This window comes from Achromobacter aegrifaciens, assembly GCF_902859735.1.
Lineage (GTDB): Bacteria > Pseudomonadota > Gammaproteobacteria > Burkholderiales > Burkholderiaceae_B > Achromobacter > Achromobacter aegrifaciens.
On the sequence record NZ_CADIJY010000003.1, the window covers coordinates 81,643 to 97,486 of the forward strand.

Annotated in this window: 15 protein-coding genes; 5 read left to right on the top strand and 10 right to left on the bottom strand. The window is 67.4% G+C overall.

What is annotated here, in order from left to right; all coding sequences use genetic code 11:
- The first annotated feature begins 38 nt into the window (after positions 1 to 38).
- From HV766_RS10350 to HV766_RS30300, 4 genes are all read left to right on the top strand, one after another.
- On the top strand, positions 39 to 824 hold the full coding sequence (locus HV766_RS10350) for an IclR family transcriptional regulator (protein ID WP_054457416.1): 786 nt from the start codon (positions 39 to 41) through the stop codon (positions 822 to 824).
- Between the two features lie 22 nt (positions 825 to 846).
- Entirely contained in the window at positions 847 to 1,497 is a 651-nt protein-coding gene (locus tag HV766_RS10355) for a bifunctional 4-hydroxy-2-oxoglutarate aldolase/2-dehydro-3-deoxy-phosphogluconate aldolase (protein WP_175181116.1), read from the top strand.
- Positions 1,490 to 2,422, top strand: coding sequence for a sugar kinase (locus HV766_RS10360; protein ID WP_175181117.1), 933 nt, complete (start codon positions 1,490 to 1,492; stop codon positions 2,420 to 2,422). Before HV766_RS10355 ends, HV766_RS10360 begins: the two co-directional genes overlap by 8 nt.
- A gap of 229 nt (positions 2,423 to 2,651) precedes the next feature.
- Positions 2,652 to 2,780, top strand: coding sequence for a hypothetical protein (locus HV766_RS30300; RefSeq protein WP_255423380.1), 129 nt, complete (start codon positions 2,652 to 2,654; stop codon positions 2,778 to 2,780).
- A gap of 89 nt (positions 2,781 to 2,869) precedes the next feature.
- Here HV766_RS30300 and HV766_RS10365 read toward each other — a convergent pair whose 3' ends face one another.
- Complete coding sequence (locus HV766_RS10365; RefSeq protein ID WP_119449706.1) at positions 2,870 to 3,838, bottom strand: LysR family transcriptional regulator; 969 nt, start codon at positions 3,836 to 3,838, stop codon at positions 2,870 to 2,872.
- Between the two features lie 224 nt (positions 3,839 to 4,062).
- Between HV766_RS10365 and HV766_RS10370 the strand changes: the two genes are divergently transcribed.
- A complete protein-coding gene (locus HV766_RS10370) occupies positions 4,063 to 4,998 on the top strand; it encodes a glycosyltransferase family 2 protein (RefSeq protein ID WP_054457409.1) in 936 nt (311 codons plus the stop codon).
- A 44-nt stretch (positions 4,999 to 5,042) separates the two neighbouring features.
- On the opposite strand, the gene HV766_RS10375 is transcribed toward HV766_RS10370, so the two are convergent.
- The 9 genes from HV766_RS10375 to HV766_RS10415 all read right to left on the bottom strand — a co-directional run bounded on the left by HV766_RS10375 (position 5,043) and on the right by HV766_RS10415 (position 15,843).
- Positions 5,043 to 5,792: an ABC transporter ATP-binding protein gene (locus HV766_RS10375; protein WP_054457408.1), complete on the bottom strand. Its 750-nt coding sequence runs from the start codon at positions 5,790 to 5,792 to the stop codon at positions 5,043 to 5,045.
- A complete protein-coding gene (locus tag HV766_RS10380; RefSeq protein ID WP_054457407.1) occupies positions 5,792 to 7,585 on the bottom strand; it encodes a branched-chain amino acid ABC transporter ATP-binding protein/permease in 1,794 nt (597 codons plus the stop codon). The genes HV766_RS10375 and HV766_RS10380 overlap by 1 nt, the downstream gene beginning before the upstream one ends.
- Positions 7,582 to 8,622 (bottom strand): branched-chain amino acid ABC transporter permease, encoded by a 1,041-nt coding sequence (locus HV766_RS10385; protein WP_119449705.1) that lies wholly within the window; start codon positions 8,620 to 8,622, stop codon positions 7,582 to 7,584. The genes HV766_RS10380 and HV766_RS10385 overlap by 4 nt, the downstream gene beginning before the upstream one ends.
- A 235-nt stretch (positions 8,623 to 8,857) precedes the next feature.
- The gene (locus HV766_RS10390; protein ID WP_054457402.1) at positions 8,858 to 10,009 is read right to left on the bottom strand and encodes an ABC transporter substrate-binding protein; all 1,152 of its coding nucleotides are present in this window, start codon (positions 10,007 to 10,009) and stop codon (positions 8,858 to 8,860) included.
- A 190-nt stretch (positions 10,010 to 10,199) separates the two neighbouring features.
- On the bottom strand, positions 10,200 to 10,928 hold the full coding sequence (locus tag HV766_RS10395; RefSeq protein ID WP_059371593.1) for an SDR family NAD(P)-dependent oxidoreductase: 729 nt from the start codon (positions 10,926 to 10,928) through the stop codon (positions 10,200 to 10,202).
- A gap of 50 nt (positions 10,929 to 10,978) precedes the next feature.
- A complete protein-coding gene (locus tag HV766_RS10400) occupies positions 10,979 to 11,764 on the bottom strand; it encodes a cyclase family protein (RefSeq protein WP_054457398.1) in 786 nt (261 codons plus the stop codon).
- Positions 11,765 to 11,807: 43 nt separating this feature from the next.
- Positions 11,808 to 13,049 carry an SDR family NAD(P)-dependent oxidoreductase gene (locus tag HV766_RS10405; protein ID WP_175181118.1) on the bottom strand — a complete coding sequence of 414 codons (1,242 nt, stop codon included), beginning with the start codon at positions 13,047 to 13,049 and terminating at the stop codon, positions 11,808 to 11,810.
- Complete coding sequence (locus HV766_RS10410; protein ID WP_175181119.1) at positions 13,046 to 14,212, bottom strand: thiolase family protein; 1,167 nt, start codon at positions 14,210 to 14,212, stop codon at positions 13,046 to 13,048. Before HV766_RS10410 ends, HV766_RS10405 begins: the two co-directional genes overlap by 4 nt.
- Positions 14,209 to 15,843 carry an AMP-binding protein gene (locus HV766_RS10415; protein ID WP_175181120.1) on the bottom strand — a complete coding sequence of 545 codons (1,635 nt, stop codon included), beginning with the start codon at positions 15,841 to 15,843 and terminating at the stop codon, positions 14,209 to 14,211. The genes HV766_RS10410 and HV766_RS10415 overlap by 4 nt, the downstream gene beginning before the upstream one ends.
- Position 15,844: the final 1 nt, after the last annotated feature.

Consider the following 15,844-nt stretch of genomic DNA (forward strand, 5'->3'; position numbering starts at 1 on the left):
CACTGCTAAAGGCATATGGCCATTAGCTGGAGACAAACTTGCTGGAAACCAAGGTCCCGGGCGCCGCGGCGTTCGCCAAATTCATGACGGTGCTGCAGGCGGTGGCGGATGCGCCCCAGCCGCCCACGGCCGCGTCGTTGGCGCGCAGCTGCGGCTATCCCCGGCCCACCGTCTACCGCATCGTCGCGGCGCTGGCCGAACAAGGCATGGTGGCCGAAACCGGCGGCGCCTACCGCCTGGGGCCGCGCCTGATGTCGCTGGCCAGCCGGGCCTGGTCGCAGTTCGACCTGCGCGCGGCGCTGGCGCCCGACCTGCAGGCCCTGCGCGATGAAACCGGCGAAACCGTGCACCTGGCCGTGCCTGCCGGACACGAGATGACCTATATCGACAAGCTGGAAAGCCCCGGTCCGGTGCGCATGGCCTCGCGCGTCGGGGCCAGCGTGGCGCTGCATTCCAGTGCGGTCGGCAAGGCTTACCTGGCGGCGCTGGATCCAGCCTCGCGGGAACGCCTCTTGCGCGAATTGCCGCTGACTGCCCGCATGCCCGGCACCGTGACCAGCCTGCCCGAACTGCGCGCCGTGCTGGACGCGGCCGCCGCCCGCGGCTACGCCACGGACGACGAGGAAAACGAAGCTGGCATCGTCTGCTACGGCGTAGCCTTGTGCGACGCGGCCGGGCGGCCCGTCGCGGGCGTCAGCGTCAGTACCCTGCTGTTCCGGCGGCGCGAAGACCCGCAAGCCGCCTATATCGAACCCTTGCTGCGGCTGCGCGATGCCGCCGCGGCCAAACTCGCCGTCCTGCCGGTATCGCCCGGCGGCGCCTGACCGTCTGCCCCCAAGGAATGCCATGACCGCAACCGCTGCCCCTCTTGCCTCCAAGCTCTCCACCCTCCTGGCCTCCCGGGTCGTCCCCGTGCTGCGCTACACGGACGCCGCCACCGCCGCCTATGCGGCCGAAGTCGCGGTGGCCGCCGGCTGCACCACGCTGGAACTGACCTGGACCATCCCCGGCGTCACCGACCTGCTGCGGGCGCTGCGCGACAAGCACGGCAGCGCGCTGCTGCTGGGCGTGGGCACGGTGCTGGACGAGCACCACGCGCGCGAGGCCTTGGTCGCGGGCGCGGACTTCCTCGTGTCGCCGGCGCTGGCCACCGACATCGTCGACCTGGCGCATGCGGCCGACGCGCTCTGCCTGCTGGGCGCCTTTACCCCCACCGAAGTGCTGGCGGCGCGCCGCGCGGGCGTGGACGTGGTGAAGATATTCCCCGCAGACACCGGCGGCCCCAAGCACCTGGCCGCGCTCAAGTCGGTGTATCCGGATACCATTTTCTGCCCCACGGGCGGCGTCACCCAGGACAACATGGGCTCGTACTTCGCTGCCGGCGCCGCCATCGTCGGCATCGGCAGCAATCTCTATGACAAGGCGGCCTTCGCTGCCCGCGACACCGCCGCGCTGGTGGCGCAGATCGTTCGCACCCGGGAGGCCGCCCATGGCTGATTTCGATATCGTCGCGTTGGGCGAGCCGCTGGTCGAACTGAACCAGACGCATCAGGACCAGCGCCAGTATCTGCAGGGCTTTGGCGGCGACACCTCCAACGCCGTCATCGCAGCCGCGCGGCAGGGCGCAAGCTGCGCCTATCTGACGCGTGTCGGCAACGACGCCTTTGGCCAGCAGTTCCTGGACTTGTGGCAGACCGAGGGCGTGGATACGTCAGGCGTGCAGGTGGATGAGCAGGCTCACACCGGCTTGTACTTCGTTCAGCACGGCCCCGACGGCCATGCCTTCAGTTACCTGCGCCGCGGCTCGGCCGCCAGCCTGATGACGCCGGCCAGCCTGGACTCGGGCCTGATCGAACGCGCCCGCTACCTGCACGTGTCGGGCATCAGCCTGGCGATCAGCACCAGCGCCTGCGACACCGTGTTCGCCGCCATCGAGCGCGCGCACGCGGCCGGCGTCCAGGTCAGCCTGGATTCGAACTTGCGGCTGCGCCTGTGGCCGGTGGACCGCGCCCGCGCCGTGCTGCGCGAAACCATGCGCACGGCCGACCTGTTCCTGCCCAGCATGGACGATATGCAGCATCTCACTGGCAACGACGATCCGGAACGCACGCTGGACTGGATCCGCGATGCCGGCGCCACCGGCGTGGTGGTGCTGAAGCTGGGCAAGGACGGCTCCATCATTGACGACGGCCAGCGCCGCGTACCCGTGGCCGCCTTGCGCGTGGATGCGGTGGACGCGACCGGCGCGGGCGACTGCTTCGCCGGCAGCCTGTTGGCGCGCCGTTGCCTGGGAGACTCCTGGGAAGACGCCGTGCGTTACGCCAATGCCGCGGCGGCCTTGTCCACGCTGGGCTATGGCGCGGTGGATCCGCTGCCGCGCAAGGAACAGGTGCTGGAGCGGCTGAAGAGCCTTTCCGGCTGATTGCAGGAGGGGCGTGGACGGGTGCGGGCGCCTATTCAGGCTGACTGGGGCGGCGTTCCGTCCCGCATTTTGATTGCGTCAGGCGCGAACGTGGCGGAAACGCCGCATTTTTCCGTCGCTGGCGCCGTCAGGGCATTTCAGGCTAAAATGCCAAGTTACCCGAATTTTCCGCCAGCCCAGTTTCCGGTTGTGCGGGCAACATTTCCGCAAATTCAACAGGAGAATCAACATGGCTGAACGCAAACGCGTGCGTCGCAACACCCTGGAACGTCGTTGCCTGGGCAAGGCTTTCAAGCGCTTGTTCGTCACGTCGCCCAAGGGCGTTTTCAAGATGCTGGAAAAGATCAAGCGCGTCTAAGTGACGCGTCCGGCCGTAGCCCAGGCTCGGCCAGATCAAAAAAACCGCTCGGTGCGCCGAGCGGTTTTTTTTGTCCTGCGGGGACCAGCCTATTTCTTGTCCTGGGGCGGACCGAGCTTGGGCCGGATGAAGTCCATGAAGGCCCGGGTCTTGGCCGGCTGGATGCTGGACGGATACACCACGTAGATCGAGATCGGATCCACCGACCAACCTGGCAGCACCCGCTTGAGCGAATTGCGCTTGATGATGGGCTCCAGCGCCAGGCAATGCGGCATGCGCGTGATCGCCAGATCCAGGCCCGCCAGGGTGCCCGCGATGCTCATGTTGTTGGCCGCCAGGTGGCCGCTGACCGGCACGCGTTCGCTGACCGCGCCGCGGCGCAGCGTCCAGTGCGAATGCGCCTCGTCGATGGTGGTGCGCAGGCACTGGTGCTGGGTGAGATCCGCCGGCGTCTTGGGCTCGCCGTAGCGTTCCAGGTAGCGGTCGGAGGCATACAGGTAGTTGTTCAGGGAGACCAGCTCCTGCACGACCGCCCCGCTGTGCATGCCCCGGTTGCCATTCAGATCGGCGGCGCTGGCCGACGCCAGCGGGTAATCCGCATTGCTGCCAAAGCGCAGCACGATGTCGAACGGCGTGCCTTGCGCGTCGGAGGCCGTCATCATGCTCAGGTCGAACTCGCATTCCACTTCCGGATAGCGGTCGGTGAAATCATTGATGGTTTCTGGCAACAGCCAGATCGCCAGGCTGTAGGGCATGGATACCCGGAGGTTGCCGGACGGACCGCCAGACAGGGATTGCAGCTGCTCGTGCGCCAACCTGGCTTCGTCGATCAGGCCCTGGCAGCGCCGCATATAGGCCGCGCCGGCTTCGGTGAGGTCGAGGCGGCGCGTGTTGCGGTTGATCAACCGCAGGCCGATGGCGCGCTCCAACTCGTTGATGCGGCGCGATAAAGTCGAGGTCGGCATGTTCAGCGCGCGCGCCGCCAGGCTGAAGCTCTTGCGCTTGGCAACCTCCACGAACAAGGCGATGTCATTGAGCTGGACGGTCGAAGCTTCCATAGGCATTCCGGTTTTGGCCGCCCGAGTGTACGCCACTACGGAGTGCGTCCCAAGGCAACTACGGCTTCGCGAAGTCCCGCGAATTGCAGTTTTTGTCAGATTTGATTGCAAATTTGAGGCCGACGGGGCCGGTACGCGCGAGCATATCCCCTAAACTTCAGGCGAAAACACCAAAACCAAGACCGCAGCGCTTGCTCGACGCATCGCAAAGGGGCTCAGTGGGCATGACCGACACACCAACTTTATTCACTGTTTTAACGCCCACCTACAATCGGGCGGGCACGCTGCACCGGGTATATGAATCCCTTTCCCGGCAGACTTTCCGGGATTTCGAATGGGTCGTGGTGGACGACGGTTCCACCGACAACACCCACGAATCGATCCTGGACTGGCAGGCGCGCGCCGATTTTCCCATCCGTTATTTCTGGCAGAACAACCGCCACAAGAAAACCGCCTTCAACCGTGGCGTGCGCGAGGCGCGCGGCGAACTCATCGTCGCGCTGGACAGCGACGACGAAATGCCGCCCGATGCCCTGGCCACATTCAAGGAGGCCTGGGACAGCATTCCGCCGGCGCGGCGCGAATCCTACGTGGCCGTGACGGGCCTGTGTGCGCGTCCCGATGGCAGCATCGTCGGCGACCGCTATCCGCAGGACGTGTTCGACAGCACGGCGGTGGATGTCTATTTCCGCTATCGCATCAAAGGCGAGAAATTCGGCTGTATGCGCACCGACATTCTCAGGAAGTACCCCTTCCCCGAGGATGTCGCGGGCTTTGTGCCCGAAAGCCTGGTGTGGTGGGCGATTGCGCGGGCGGGGTATCTCAGCCGCTTCATCAACCGCGTGGTGCGGACTTACCACGACACGCCCGGCGGCCTGAGCCAGGGCGCGGTTTCCGTGGGCAACAATGCCCAAGGCCTGTACCTGCTGGCCTGGGACGTGTTGCAGCATCACCTGGAATTCTTCCGCTACCGGCCGCGCGAATTCATCATGGCCGCGATCCGCTACACGCGCTTTCGGCTGCATCTGAAGCATTCCGGCGTGCCGACGGCGGTGCAAGCCTACAAGCTGACCAATCCCATGGCGAAGTTCATGGTCGCGGCCCTGTGGCCGCTGGGCTATGCCATGTACCGCCGCGACAGACGCCGCGGCGTGGCCTGAAGCCTGCCAAGCTGGCAGGCCCTTGGCAGGCTTCTGCCGGCGTTTCAGGCGGGCGTTGAGGCAGGGGCTCCGTGCCCCAGTCCCAGATACACCTCGACCACGCGCGGGTCTTCCGCCACCTGGGCGGCCGGGCCTTCCAGCGTGACGGCGCCTGTTTCCAGCACATAGGCATAGTCCGCCACCTGCAGCGCGGCGCGGGCGTTCTGTTCGATCAGCAGGATGGACACGCCCATCTCGCGCAAGCGCGTGACGATGCGGAACACTTCGCGCACGATGCGCGGCGCCAGGCCCAGGCTGGGCTCGTCCAGCATCAGGAGCTTGGGCTTGGCCATCAGCGCGCGGCCCACCGCCAGCATCTGGCGTTCGCCGCCGGATAGCGTGCCGGACAGCTGGGCGCGGCGCTCCTTCAAGCGCGGAAACAGTTCATAGACCTCGGCCAGCGTCTGGTCCTGGTCGCGCAGGCCGCTGCGGAAGCGGTGGAACGCGCCCAGCATCAGATTGTCTTCCACCGTCATCTCGGCGAACAGCTCGCGCTTCTCAGGCACCAGGTTCATGCCTGCCGCCACCATTTCCTCGATCTCGGCATGCTCCTGGACCTTGCCGCCAAAGACGATCCGGCCGCTGGACGGCAGCACGCCCATGATGGCAGACAGCAAGGTGGTCTTGCCGGCGCCGTTGGGGCCGATCACGGTCACGATCTGGCCTTCGCCTACTTCCAGGCTGACGCCCGAGACGGCCTCGACCTTGTCGTAGGCCACGCGCAGGTCGCGCACTTCCAGCAGTTTCGCGCTCATCATTCCACTCCGCCCAGATAGGCTTCAAGCACCGCGGGGTTGTTCTGGATCTCGGCGGGGAGGCCTTCGGCGATCTTTTCGCCGAAGTCCATGACCACCACGCGGTCCACCAAGCCCATCACGAAGTCCATGTCGTGCTCCACCAGCAGGATGGCCATGCCTTCGGCGCGCAGCTTCTTCAGCAATTCGGCCAACTCGCATTTTTCCTGGTAGCGCAGGCCGGCGGCGGGCTCGTCCAGCAGCAGGATGCAGGGGTCGGACGCCAGCGCGCGGGCGATTTCCAGGATGCGCTGCTGTCCCAGGGCCAGCGAGCCGGCCTCGTCGTGCAGATGCTTGCCCAGGCCCACACGCTCGACCTGGCGGGCGGCTTCGGCCAGCAGGCGCGCTTCCTCGGCGCGGTCCAGCCGCCAGGCGGCCGGCAGCACGCCGCGATGGCCGCGCAGATGGGCGCCGATGGCCACGTTCTCCAGCACGCTCATGCGGCCCAGCAGGCGCACGTGCTGGAAGGTGCGCGACAGGCCCAGCCGCGCGATGCGGCGCGCGCCGACGCCGGCCACGGAATGGCCCAGCAGCGTCACCGTGCCGGAAGTCGGCGTGTCCACGCCCGAGATCTGGTTGAACATGGTGCTCTTGCCCGCGCCGTTGGGCCCGATCAGCGCCAGGATTTCGCCGGCGCGGATTTCCAGGTTCATGGCGTTGTTGGCGACCAGGCCGCCGAACTTGCGGGTCACGTCCACGGCCTTGAGCACCACCTCGCCGCGCGGCGGCATGGGCTTGCGCGGCAGCGGCTCGGCGTTCATGTCCAGCTTGCGCTGTTGCTTCTTCACCGGCACGCAGCGCGTCAGCACCGGCCACAGGCCGCTGCGGGCGCGGTGCAGCAGCAGCACCATGCCGAAGCCGAATACGATCACCTCGAAGTTGCCGGTCTGGCCCAGCAGTTTGGGCATCCAGTCCTGCAGCCATTGCTTGAGCACGGTGAAGACGCCCGCGCCGACCAGCGCGCCCCAGACCTGCCCCGCGCCGCCGATGACGGTCATGAACAGGTACTCGATGCCCATCTGCAGGCCGAAGGGGTTGGGGTTCACGAAGCGCTGCATGTGCGCGTACAGCCAGCCCGAGGCGCAGGCCTGCAGCGCGGCGATGATGAAGATCACCATGCGCGAGCGCGCAGTATCGACGCCCATCGATTCGGCCATCACGCGGCCGCCCTTGAGCGCCCGGATGGCGCGGCCCTCGCGCGAATCCAGCAGGTTCTGCGTGGACCATACGGCCACCAGCAGGAAGGCCCAGATCAGGTAGTAGATGTTGTCGCCCTGGTTCAGCGTCCAGCCGAACAGGTTGATGGCGGGAATGTCCGGGATGCCGGTGTGGCCGCCCAGGCCCTCCACCGAGCCGAAGACGAAGTACAGCGACAGGCCCCAGGCGATGGTGCCCAGTGGCAGGAAATGCCCCGACAGCTTCAGCGTGATCGCGCCCAGCAGGTAAGCGATGACCAGCGTGAGCAACAGCCCCGCCAGCAGGGTCAGCCAGGGCGATGCGCCCAGCCATGCCAGCCAGGACGGCAGCGTGTCCGCGCGGGTGGTCAGCAACGCCGTGGTGTAGGCGCCCACGCCCACGAACGCGGCCTGCCCGAAACTCGTCAGTCCGCCGACGCCGGTCAGCAGCACCAGGCCCAGCGCCACCATGGCGTACAGGCCGATGTAGTTCAGCAAGGTGACGTAGAACGGTGGCAGCGCCAGCGGCGCCAGGGCCAGCAGCGCCAGGAATGCGAAGAGGATGTGGCGCGGGTTCATTCGTCTTCTTCCTCGACGTGATGGCTTTTCAGTGAACGCCAGAGCAGCACGGGGATGATCAGCGTGAACACAATGATTTCTTTGTAGGCGCTGGCCCAGAACGAGGAGAAGGCTTCGATCAGGCCGACCAGGATGGCGCCGGCCGCGGCCAGCGGATAGCTCACCAGGCCGCCGATGATGGCGCCCACGAAGCCCTTCAGGCTGACCATGAAGCCGGAGTCGAAGTACATGGTGGTGATGGGCGCAATCAGGATGCCCGACACCGTGCCGATCAGCGCGGCCAGGAAGAACGTGGCCTTGCCGGCGAAGATCGGCGAAATGCCCATCAGCCGCGCTCCCAGCCGGTTGAAGGCGGCTGCGCGTAGGGCCTTGCCGTACATCGAGCGTTCAAAGAACTGGTAGAGCACGACGATGAGCAAGGCCGACACCGCCACCACCCACAGCGCCTGGCTGTTGACGTTCAACGGCCCCAGCGCCAGGCTGGCGTCGCTGAAGGGCGCCGTGCGCGCGCCTTCCGCGCCGAAGGCCAGCAGCCCCAGGCCCACCAGCGCCAGGTGCACGGCAATGGAGACGATCAGCAGCACCAGCGTCGAGGCCGACGCGATGGGCTGGTAGAACAAGCGGTACAGCTGCGGTCCCATCGGCACCAGCAGCAGCAGCGTCAACAGCGCCTGCGCCGCCATCGGCAGCTGGGCCAGCGGCAGGTTGTAGAACAGCGCGGCCAGCACCAGCGGATAGGCCACCTTGACCGCCATGCGCCAGACGCCGCGGTTGCGCCCGGGGCGCTTGCGCCGCGCCAGCAGATCGGCGCCGACCTCGGCCAGCGCGAAGGCAAACAGCAGCCACACCAGCAGCACCGGCTTGCCGGCCTGCAACGCGGCCATGGTGAGCGCGCCGAACGCGACGAACTCGCCTTGCGGGATGAACAGCACGCGGGTGACGGTAAAGACCAGCAGGATGGACAAGGCCAGCAGCGCATAGATGGCGCCGTTGGTGATGCCGTCCTGCCCGAGTATCAGGGCAATCTGAGCATTCATGCGAAATTCCGGGTAAGACAGACAAGCACGCCAGGCACCTCATTCCCCATCCGCGCGCCCACGGAGCAAACTCTGCGCATCCTCGGGATGCCGCGGAGCCGGCTTTGCCGGTCCGCAGGCATGCCCCCTGGGGGGAAGCGCGGAGCGCTTCGGGGGGAGTCCACCTTGCGGAGCCGGGCTCTGCCGGTCCGCTGGCATGCCCCCCTGGGGGAAGCGCGCAGCGCTTCGGGGGGAGTTACTTCACTAGTGTCCAGGCGCCGTCCTTGACGGTGATGAGCTCGCGGCCGCGGTCGTCAAAGCCGCTGTGGTCGGCGGCCGTCATGTTGTAGACGCCTTGCGTGCCAACCAGCTCCTTGGTCTGTTCCAGCGCATCGCGCAGCGCGTTGCGGAACTCCTTGGTGCCCGGCTTGCCGGCCTTTTCCGCCAGCGGCACGGCCTTCTCAAGCAGCAGGCCGGCGTCATAGACGTTGGCGCCAAAGGTGGCGGGCTTGGAGCCGTTGAGCTTTTCGTAGGCGGCGATGTAGTCCGAAGCGACCTTCTTGGACGGGTTGCTGTCCGGCATTTCCGGCAGCACCAGCATCAGGCTGGCGGCCAGCACCGTGCCTTCGACCTTCTTGCCGCCCAGCTTCAGGAAGTCGGGCAGGGCCGCGCCGTGGGTCTGGTAGAACTTGCCCTTGTAGCCCTGGTCGAACAGGGTGGTCTGGGGCAGCACGCTGGCGGCGCCGGGGGCGGCCACCAGCACGGCGTCCGGCTTGGCGGCCAGGATCTTCAGCGCCTGGCCCGTGACCGAGCTGTCAAAGCGCAGGTAGCGTTCGTTGGCGGCGATCTTGATGCCCTTTTCGGCGGCCATGCCCGAGAAGACCTTGTACCAGTTCTCGCCATAGGGATCGTTCAGGCCGATGAAGCCGACAGTCTTGATGCCGGTCTTGGCCATGTGGTCGACCAGCGCGCGCGCAATGATGTCGTCGTTCTGCGTGGTCTTGAAGACCCACTTCTTCTGGTCGTTCATGGGCAGCACGACGGCGGCGGTGCCCACGGGCGCCAGCATCGGCACGCCGGCTTCCGCCGCGAACTGGATCACGCCCATGGCGTTGGGCGAGCCCGACGGGCCGATCAGCGCGTCCACGTTCTGCTCCGAGATCAGCTTCTTGAAGGCCGTCACCGAGTTGGTGGAATCGCTGGCGTCATCCAGCGAGATGTATTCCACGGTCAGGTCGCCGATTTTCTTCGGCAGCAGCGGCACGGTGTTCTTCTGGGGAATCCCCACCAGGGCCGTCGGGCCGGTGGATGAAGTGACGACGCCGACCTTGACTTGGGCCAGGGCGGGCAGGGCGAACAGCGCGGCTACCGCGGCGGCAGCGGCCAGGGGGAGTTTCTTCGACAGCATGGCAAAACCTCCGGATAGGGAGCAGGGTGGGGGTGCGGCTGGAAAACGGAGAAAACGGGTACTTCTGTGCTTGCTTGGTTTGCTTTAATACTTGTTGCTTAAACTTTCTGTGCGCAGGCTCGCACTGTAGACCTGGTCCGCAGTGCTTACCTATCCGTCAAAACCCGAAGCGGGCTCGCGCGACGCGTGTTCAGATGGTGATGGAGCTGACGCTGGCGCCGCCGCAGACGAACAGCGTCTGGCCGGTGACGAAGCTGTTGGCGGGATCCGAGAAGAACATGACGGCGCGCGCCACGTCGTCGGAACGCCCCAGACGCTTGACCGGTATGCCGGCCGCCAGCTGCTTTTCGCGCTCGCTGCCGGGCTCGATCACCTCGTAGAACATGTCGGTCTGGATCGGACCGGGAGCCACCACGTTGACCGTGATGCCATAAGGCGCCAGCTCCAGCGACCAGGTGCGCGCCATGCCCACCATGCCGGCCTTGGTGGCCGAATAGGCAGTGCGGGTCGGCAGGCCCAGTGCGCCGCGCGAGGACATCATCACGATGCGGCCGAACTTGCGCTCCTGCATGCCGGGCAGGGCGGCCTGCACCAGGCTGATGGCCGCGCCCAGGTGGATCTGGGTCAGGCCGTGCAGTTCTTCCTGCGTGACCTGCGGCAGCAGGTTGGGCCAGATGACGCCGGCGTTGTGAATGACGTGGCTGATGGGGAACCTGGCAGCGGCTTCGGCGCCCGCTTGCGCGGTGGCCTCGGCGTCCAGCAGGTCCACCTGCACGTTGTGCAGGCGCGGGTGGCTGAAGTCGGCGGCACGGCGTGCCATGGAAATCACTTCGTAGCCCGCGTCCAGCATGCTGCGGCAGATTTCGGCGCCGATGCCGGCGCTGCCGCCGGTGACGATGGCGACGTTGGTGTGCGTCATGGGTATCCCCCTGTTGTCGTTGTCGTGAGGCCGGCTCTGGGGCGGCCTGCTCAGGCCTTGGGCGCCAGCGCCAGCACGCGCAGCGGGCTGCCCGAGCCGCTGCGGATCTTGAGCGGCGCAGAGAAGATCACCGCGCCGGTGGGCGGCAGCTGGTCCAGGTTGGTCATGCATTGCAGGCCGTAGCGGTTGTTGCCATGCATGTAGTAGTGGCAAGGATAGGGGGGATCCAGGTGCTGCGCCTGGCCCGCGTCGGTGCCGACCGACTCGGTGCCGAAACCGTGCACGTCGCGTTCCTTGATCAGCCAGGGCACCACTTCAGCGTCCGGGCCGGGCGAGTGCGCGCCGTCTTCCTGCTGGTTCAGGTAATCGGCGGGCTTGGCGCGCTTGGACCAGTCGGTGCGCATCAGCACCCAGGAACGCGCGGGAATGCGGCCATGCTGCTCTTCCCATTTCTTCACGAAGTCGATGGTCAGCAGGAAATCGGGGTTGTCGCGCGACTCGGCCGAGCAGTCGATGACGCAGGCGCTGGCGATGAAGGCTTCCACCGGAATGGTGTCGACGGTGTTGTCCGGCTGGTCCTTGCCCGTGACCCAGTGGGCCGGCGCGTCAAAGTGGGTGCCGGTGTGTTCGGAGCACGAGAAGTTGTTCCAGTACCAGGCGGGGCCGCGCTCGTCGTAGCGCGAGATCTCCTCGATGCGGAACGGCCAGGCCTGGCCGAATTCCGGCGGCAGCACGATGGTCGGGAATTCCGGCGTCAGCGTTTCGGTCAGGTCCACCACGCGGATGCGGCCGGACATCAGTTCGGCCATGAATTGGGCAAGAATGTTTTGGCTCATGTGCTGTTCCTCTAGGTTCGTACGTTGTCGGGGCGGCGGGCCGTCAGGCTCCCAGCTCCCGTTCCAGTCCCTTGGGGTTTTCCGCCAGCCGGGCGCGGAATTCCTGCGCGACATCGCCGACGTAGACGTCCTCGATGCCGTCCTTGAGCGCGCGCACGATGGCGGCCGCGATCGCGGCAGGCGCCACGCGCGGGGGCGGCGTGCGCTGCTCCCATTCGTGATCCACCGGCCCGGGGAACACGTTCACCACCCGCACGCCCGCGCCGCGCATCTCGGCGCGCAGGCATTGCGCCAGGGACAGCGCAGCCGCCTTGGACGCCGACCACATGCCGCGCGACGGCAGGTTCATGTGGGCGTAGATGGACAGCACGTTGACCCAGGCCGTGGCGCTGTTCACGCCGTCCGCCGCGCGTCCGCACAGGGCCGGGCCGAAGCTCTGCGCCAGGCGCATCAGCCCCAGCACGTTCACGTCCATGGCGTCGCGCGCCGTGTTCACGTCCTTGCGGTTCAGCAGCCCGCCTTCGCGTTCCAGGTCGGCGGTGTTCACCAGGATCTCGACCTTGCCGCCGATGGAGGCGGCGGCGCGCTCGACTGAATCGGTATCGGTCACGTCCAGCACCACCGCCTGCACCCGCGGGTCTGCCGCCAGGGCCGCGTAGGCGGCGTCGCGCTTCCAGGCTTGCGGGTCGCCCAGGAACACGGTCGGGCAGCCGGCGTCCAGCAGGGCGCGCGCCACGGCCTGGCCCACCGCCGACTTGCCGTCGGTGACGAGCGCGCGGCGGAACTTCGGATCGCAAGAGGTTTCGCGCAGGGTCTTGTCGTCTTCCATGTTGGGCGTATTCCTTTCAGGCAGGGCGATCATCACGGCCTGGCCGCTGCGGTCCAGCTTCAGCGCCAGGCGCACGCGGTCGCCGTCGGCGCAGTCCTGGTGCACATGCGCCACCACGGATGGGCCGGCAGTCATGCGCACCGTGCCCACGCGCCAGGGCAGGCGTTCGCGGAAATACAGGTCGTTGCTGTGATGCAGGGTGGTGCTGACCAGCAGCACGCCGCTGGGATCGGCAGGCCGCCAGGGCAGATGCTCGGACAGGCAATGGCCGCAGACTTCGCGGGGCGGATACTGGACCGCGCCGCAATCGGCGCAGGTCTGCAGGTCGAAGCGGCCCTCGGCTGCGGCGGCGGTCAGCCCAAGCGCGCTGCGGCTGCGCCAGCCCGGCGGCAGCGTCGGCTGGCGGGTGCGGGCGATCGGGTTCTTGCGGGGCGGCTTGGCCAAGGGTTCGGTCATGCGTGGCTCCCCAGGATGGCCGCGGCCGTGCACAGCCCGCGGTCGTAATTGATCATGCCGAAGCCGCTCACCATGCCGAGGCGGGCGTCGGGCACTTGCGTGCCGCCGGCCGTGCCGCTCAACTGGCGCAGCGCTTCGACCATGCCCAGATAGCCGCCGGCGGCGCCGGCCTGGCCCACGGACAACTGGCCGCCGTTGGTATTGAAGGGAAAGCTGCCGTCCACGGTGAAGCTGTTGTTGCGCACGAAGTCGGGGGCCGCGCCCTTCGGGCAGAAGCCCAGGTCTTCCATCTGCATCAGGTTGATGACGGGATAGTCGTCGTAGGCCTGCAGGAAATCCATGTCGCCGGGCTGGACGCCGGCCTGGCCGTAGAGTTCGTCCAGGTCCACGGTCCAGCCGCCGCGGGTCTGGATCGGGTCCTCGATCCAGGCGTTGTGGCGTTCGATGGTGGAGAGGATGCGGGCGTAGGGCAGGTTCAGCGCGCGCGCCCGGTCTTCGCTCATGACCAGGAAGCCGTCGGCGCCGGCGCAGGGCATCACGCAATCGAACAGGTGTATCGGGTCGGTGATGACGCGGGCGTCCAGGTACTGGGCGAGCGTCAACGGCTTCTTCATCAGCGCGTGCGGATAGCGCAGGGCGTTGTCGCGCTGCGCCACGCAGAGCTTGCCGAAGTCCTCGCGGGTGGCGCCGGTCGCGCGCATGTAGTTGGCGGTCAGCAGCGCGAAGCTGGCGTTGGGGCCGCCTGCGCCATAGGGATAGACCGCGTCCTGCGCGAAGCGCGAGAACTGGCTGACCGTGTTGCGGAACGAGTCCACGTGGTTGGTGTCGCCTGCGACGCAGGCCACGATGCTGGCGTCGCCGGCCTGCACGGCGCGGGCCGCGCGGCGCAAGGCGGCCACGCCGCTGGCGCCGCCCATGGGGATGTGGTCCAGCCAGCGCGGGCTCATGCCCAGGTGCTGCACCAGGCCGACGGCGGTGTCGGGCGCCAGGGTGAAGCTGGACACGCAGAGGCCGTCCACCTCGGTCTTGGCGATACCGGCCTGGCGGATCAGCGCGCCCAGCGCCCGTCCCAGCCACCAGTGGGCCGCATGGGTGGAATAGCGTTCATACGGAATCGTGACGGGCAGGGCCGCCACCACGCCGTCATAGCCCAGGCGGTTCATCGCGCGGGCTCCTGGCGCTTCTTCATGTGGCCGGTGTCCACGCAGCGGGCCGTGCCGGGCAGCGTGGGCGCCAGAGCTTTCATTTCGCCGCGCTGGATCTTGTTGGTGGTGGTCAGCGGCAGGCTGTCGACGAAGGCGACGTAGCCGGGGGCCTTGTAATAGGCCAGCTGCTCCAGGCTCCATTGCACGATGCTGCGGGCGGCCTCGGCCATTGCGACGCCCTCGGCCGGCAGGCTTTCGGGCACCACGCAGGCCAGCACTTCGTCGCCGCGCACGGCGTCGGGCACGGCGGCGACCGCCACGGCCTTCACCAGCGGGTGCTGCAGCAGCACGCTTTCGACTTCCACTGCGGAGATGTTCTCGCCGCTGCGGCGGATGACGTTCTTCTTGCGGTCCACGAAGCGCAGCGCGCCGTCGGCGTCGCGGCGCACGATGTCGCCGGTATGGAACCAGCCGTCCTCCCAGGCCTGGGAGGTCGCGTCCTGGTCCTTGAGGTAGCCGGCGAAGAATCCGTAGCGCGGGTCATCGCCGGCGTGGCGCACCAGCAATTCGCCCGGTTCGCCGGCGGCGGCTTCCAAGCCGGAATCAGCGACGATGCGCACCAGCACGTCTTCTTCCTCGCGGCCGAAGCAGCTGCTGCCGATGTGGCGCGGCTCATGGTTGGCGATGATGACGGCGCCCGCGCCAGTTTCGGTCATGGCCCAGGCTTCCAGCAGCGGAAAGCCGAAGCGTTCTTCAAAGGGCTGGTGCAGCTTGCGGTCCACGCCCGCGCCGAAGCCGAAGCGGATGGCGGGCTGCTTATCCCGTGCGGACGGTTCGGCCTTCATCAGGATGGCGGGCATGACGCCCAGGTAGTGCAGCACCGTCGCGCCGGAATCGCGCACGCTGTCCCACCAGGTCTTGGGATGGAAGCGGTCCAGCGGAATCAGGCAGCCGCCGGTCAGGAGCATGGCCATGGCCGAGTACGCCATGGCGTTCATGTGGACCAGGGGCAGCGGCGTCAGCATGCGTTCCAGGCCAGGGCGCAGTTCGCACAAGCCGCCGATGCGCGCGTACCAACCGCCGGCATGCAGGAAATAGCGGTTGGGCAGGATGCAGCCCTTGGGCCGTCCGGTGGTGCCGGAGGTATAGAGCAGGGCGCATTCGGTCAGGATATCGGGCTCGCTGCCCGCCAGCGGCGCCGCAAAGGGCGCGGCGGGCGGCGTGTCGTCCGGTCCCATCACACGCAGTTCGCGGCCGGCGCGTTCTGCCGCGGCCAGCAGGTCGGCGTGGCGTTCGGGCAGGGCAACGGCCAAAGCGATCTCGGAATGCCCCGTCAGGTATTCCAGTTCCGCTGCGCGCAGATCGGGGTTGATGGGCACCACCGACACGCCCAGGGCGTTCAGCGCGAACCAGTGCAGGAAGAACGCGGGGCGGTTCTCCAGCAGCAGGCCGGCGCGGTGGCCGTGGCCGTAGCCGGCGCGCGCATAGGCCGCGCGCAGGGCCTCGATGGACTCGGCGGCCTGGGCGTAGCTTAGTTCGCCTGCGGCGATGCCATAGGCCTGGGCCGTTTCCGGCAGGATGCACAGGAAGGGCTGGGCGCCGTAGCGGGCCGCAGTGTCGCGGAATGCCTGATGGACCGTGGTGCTCACA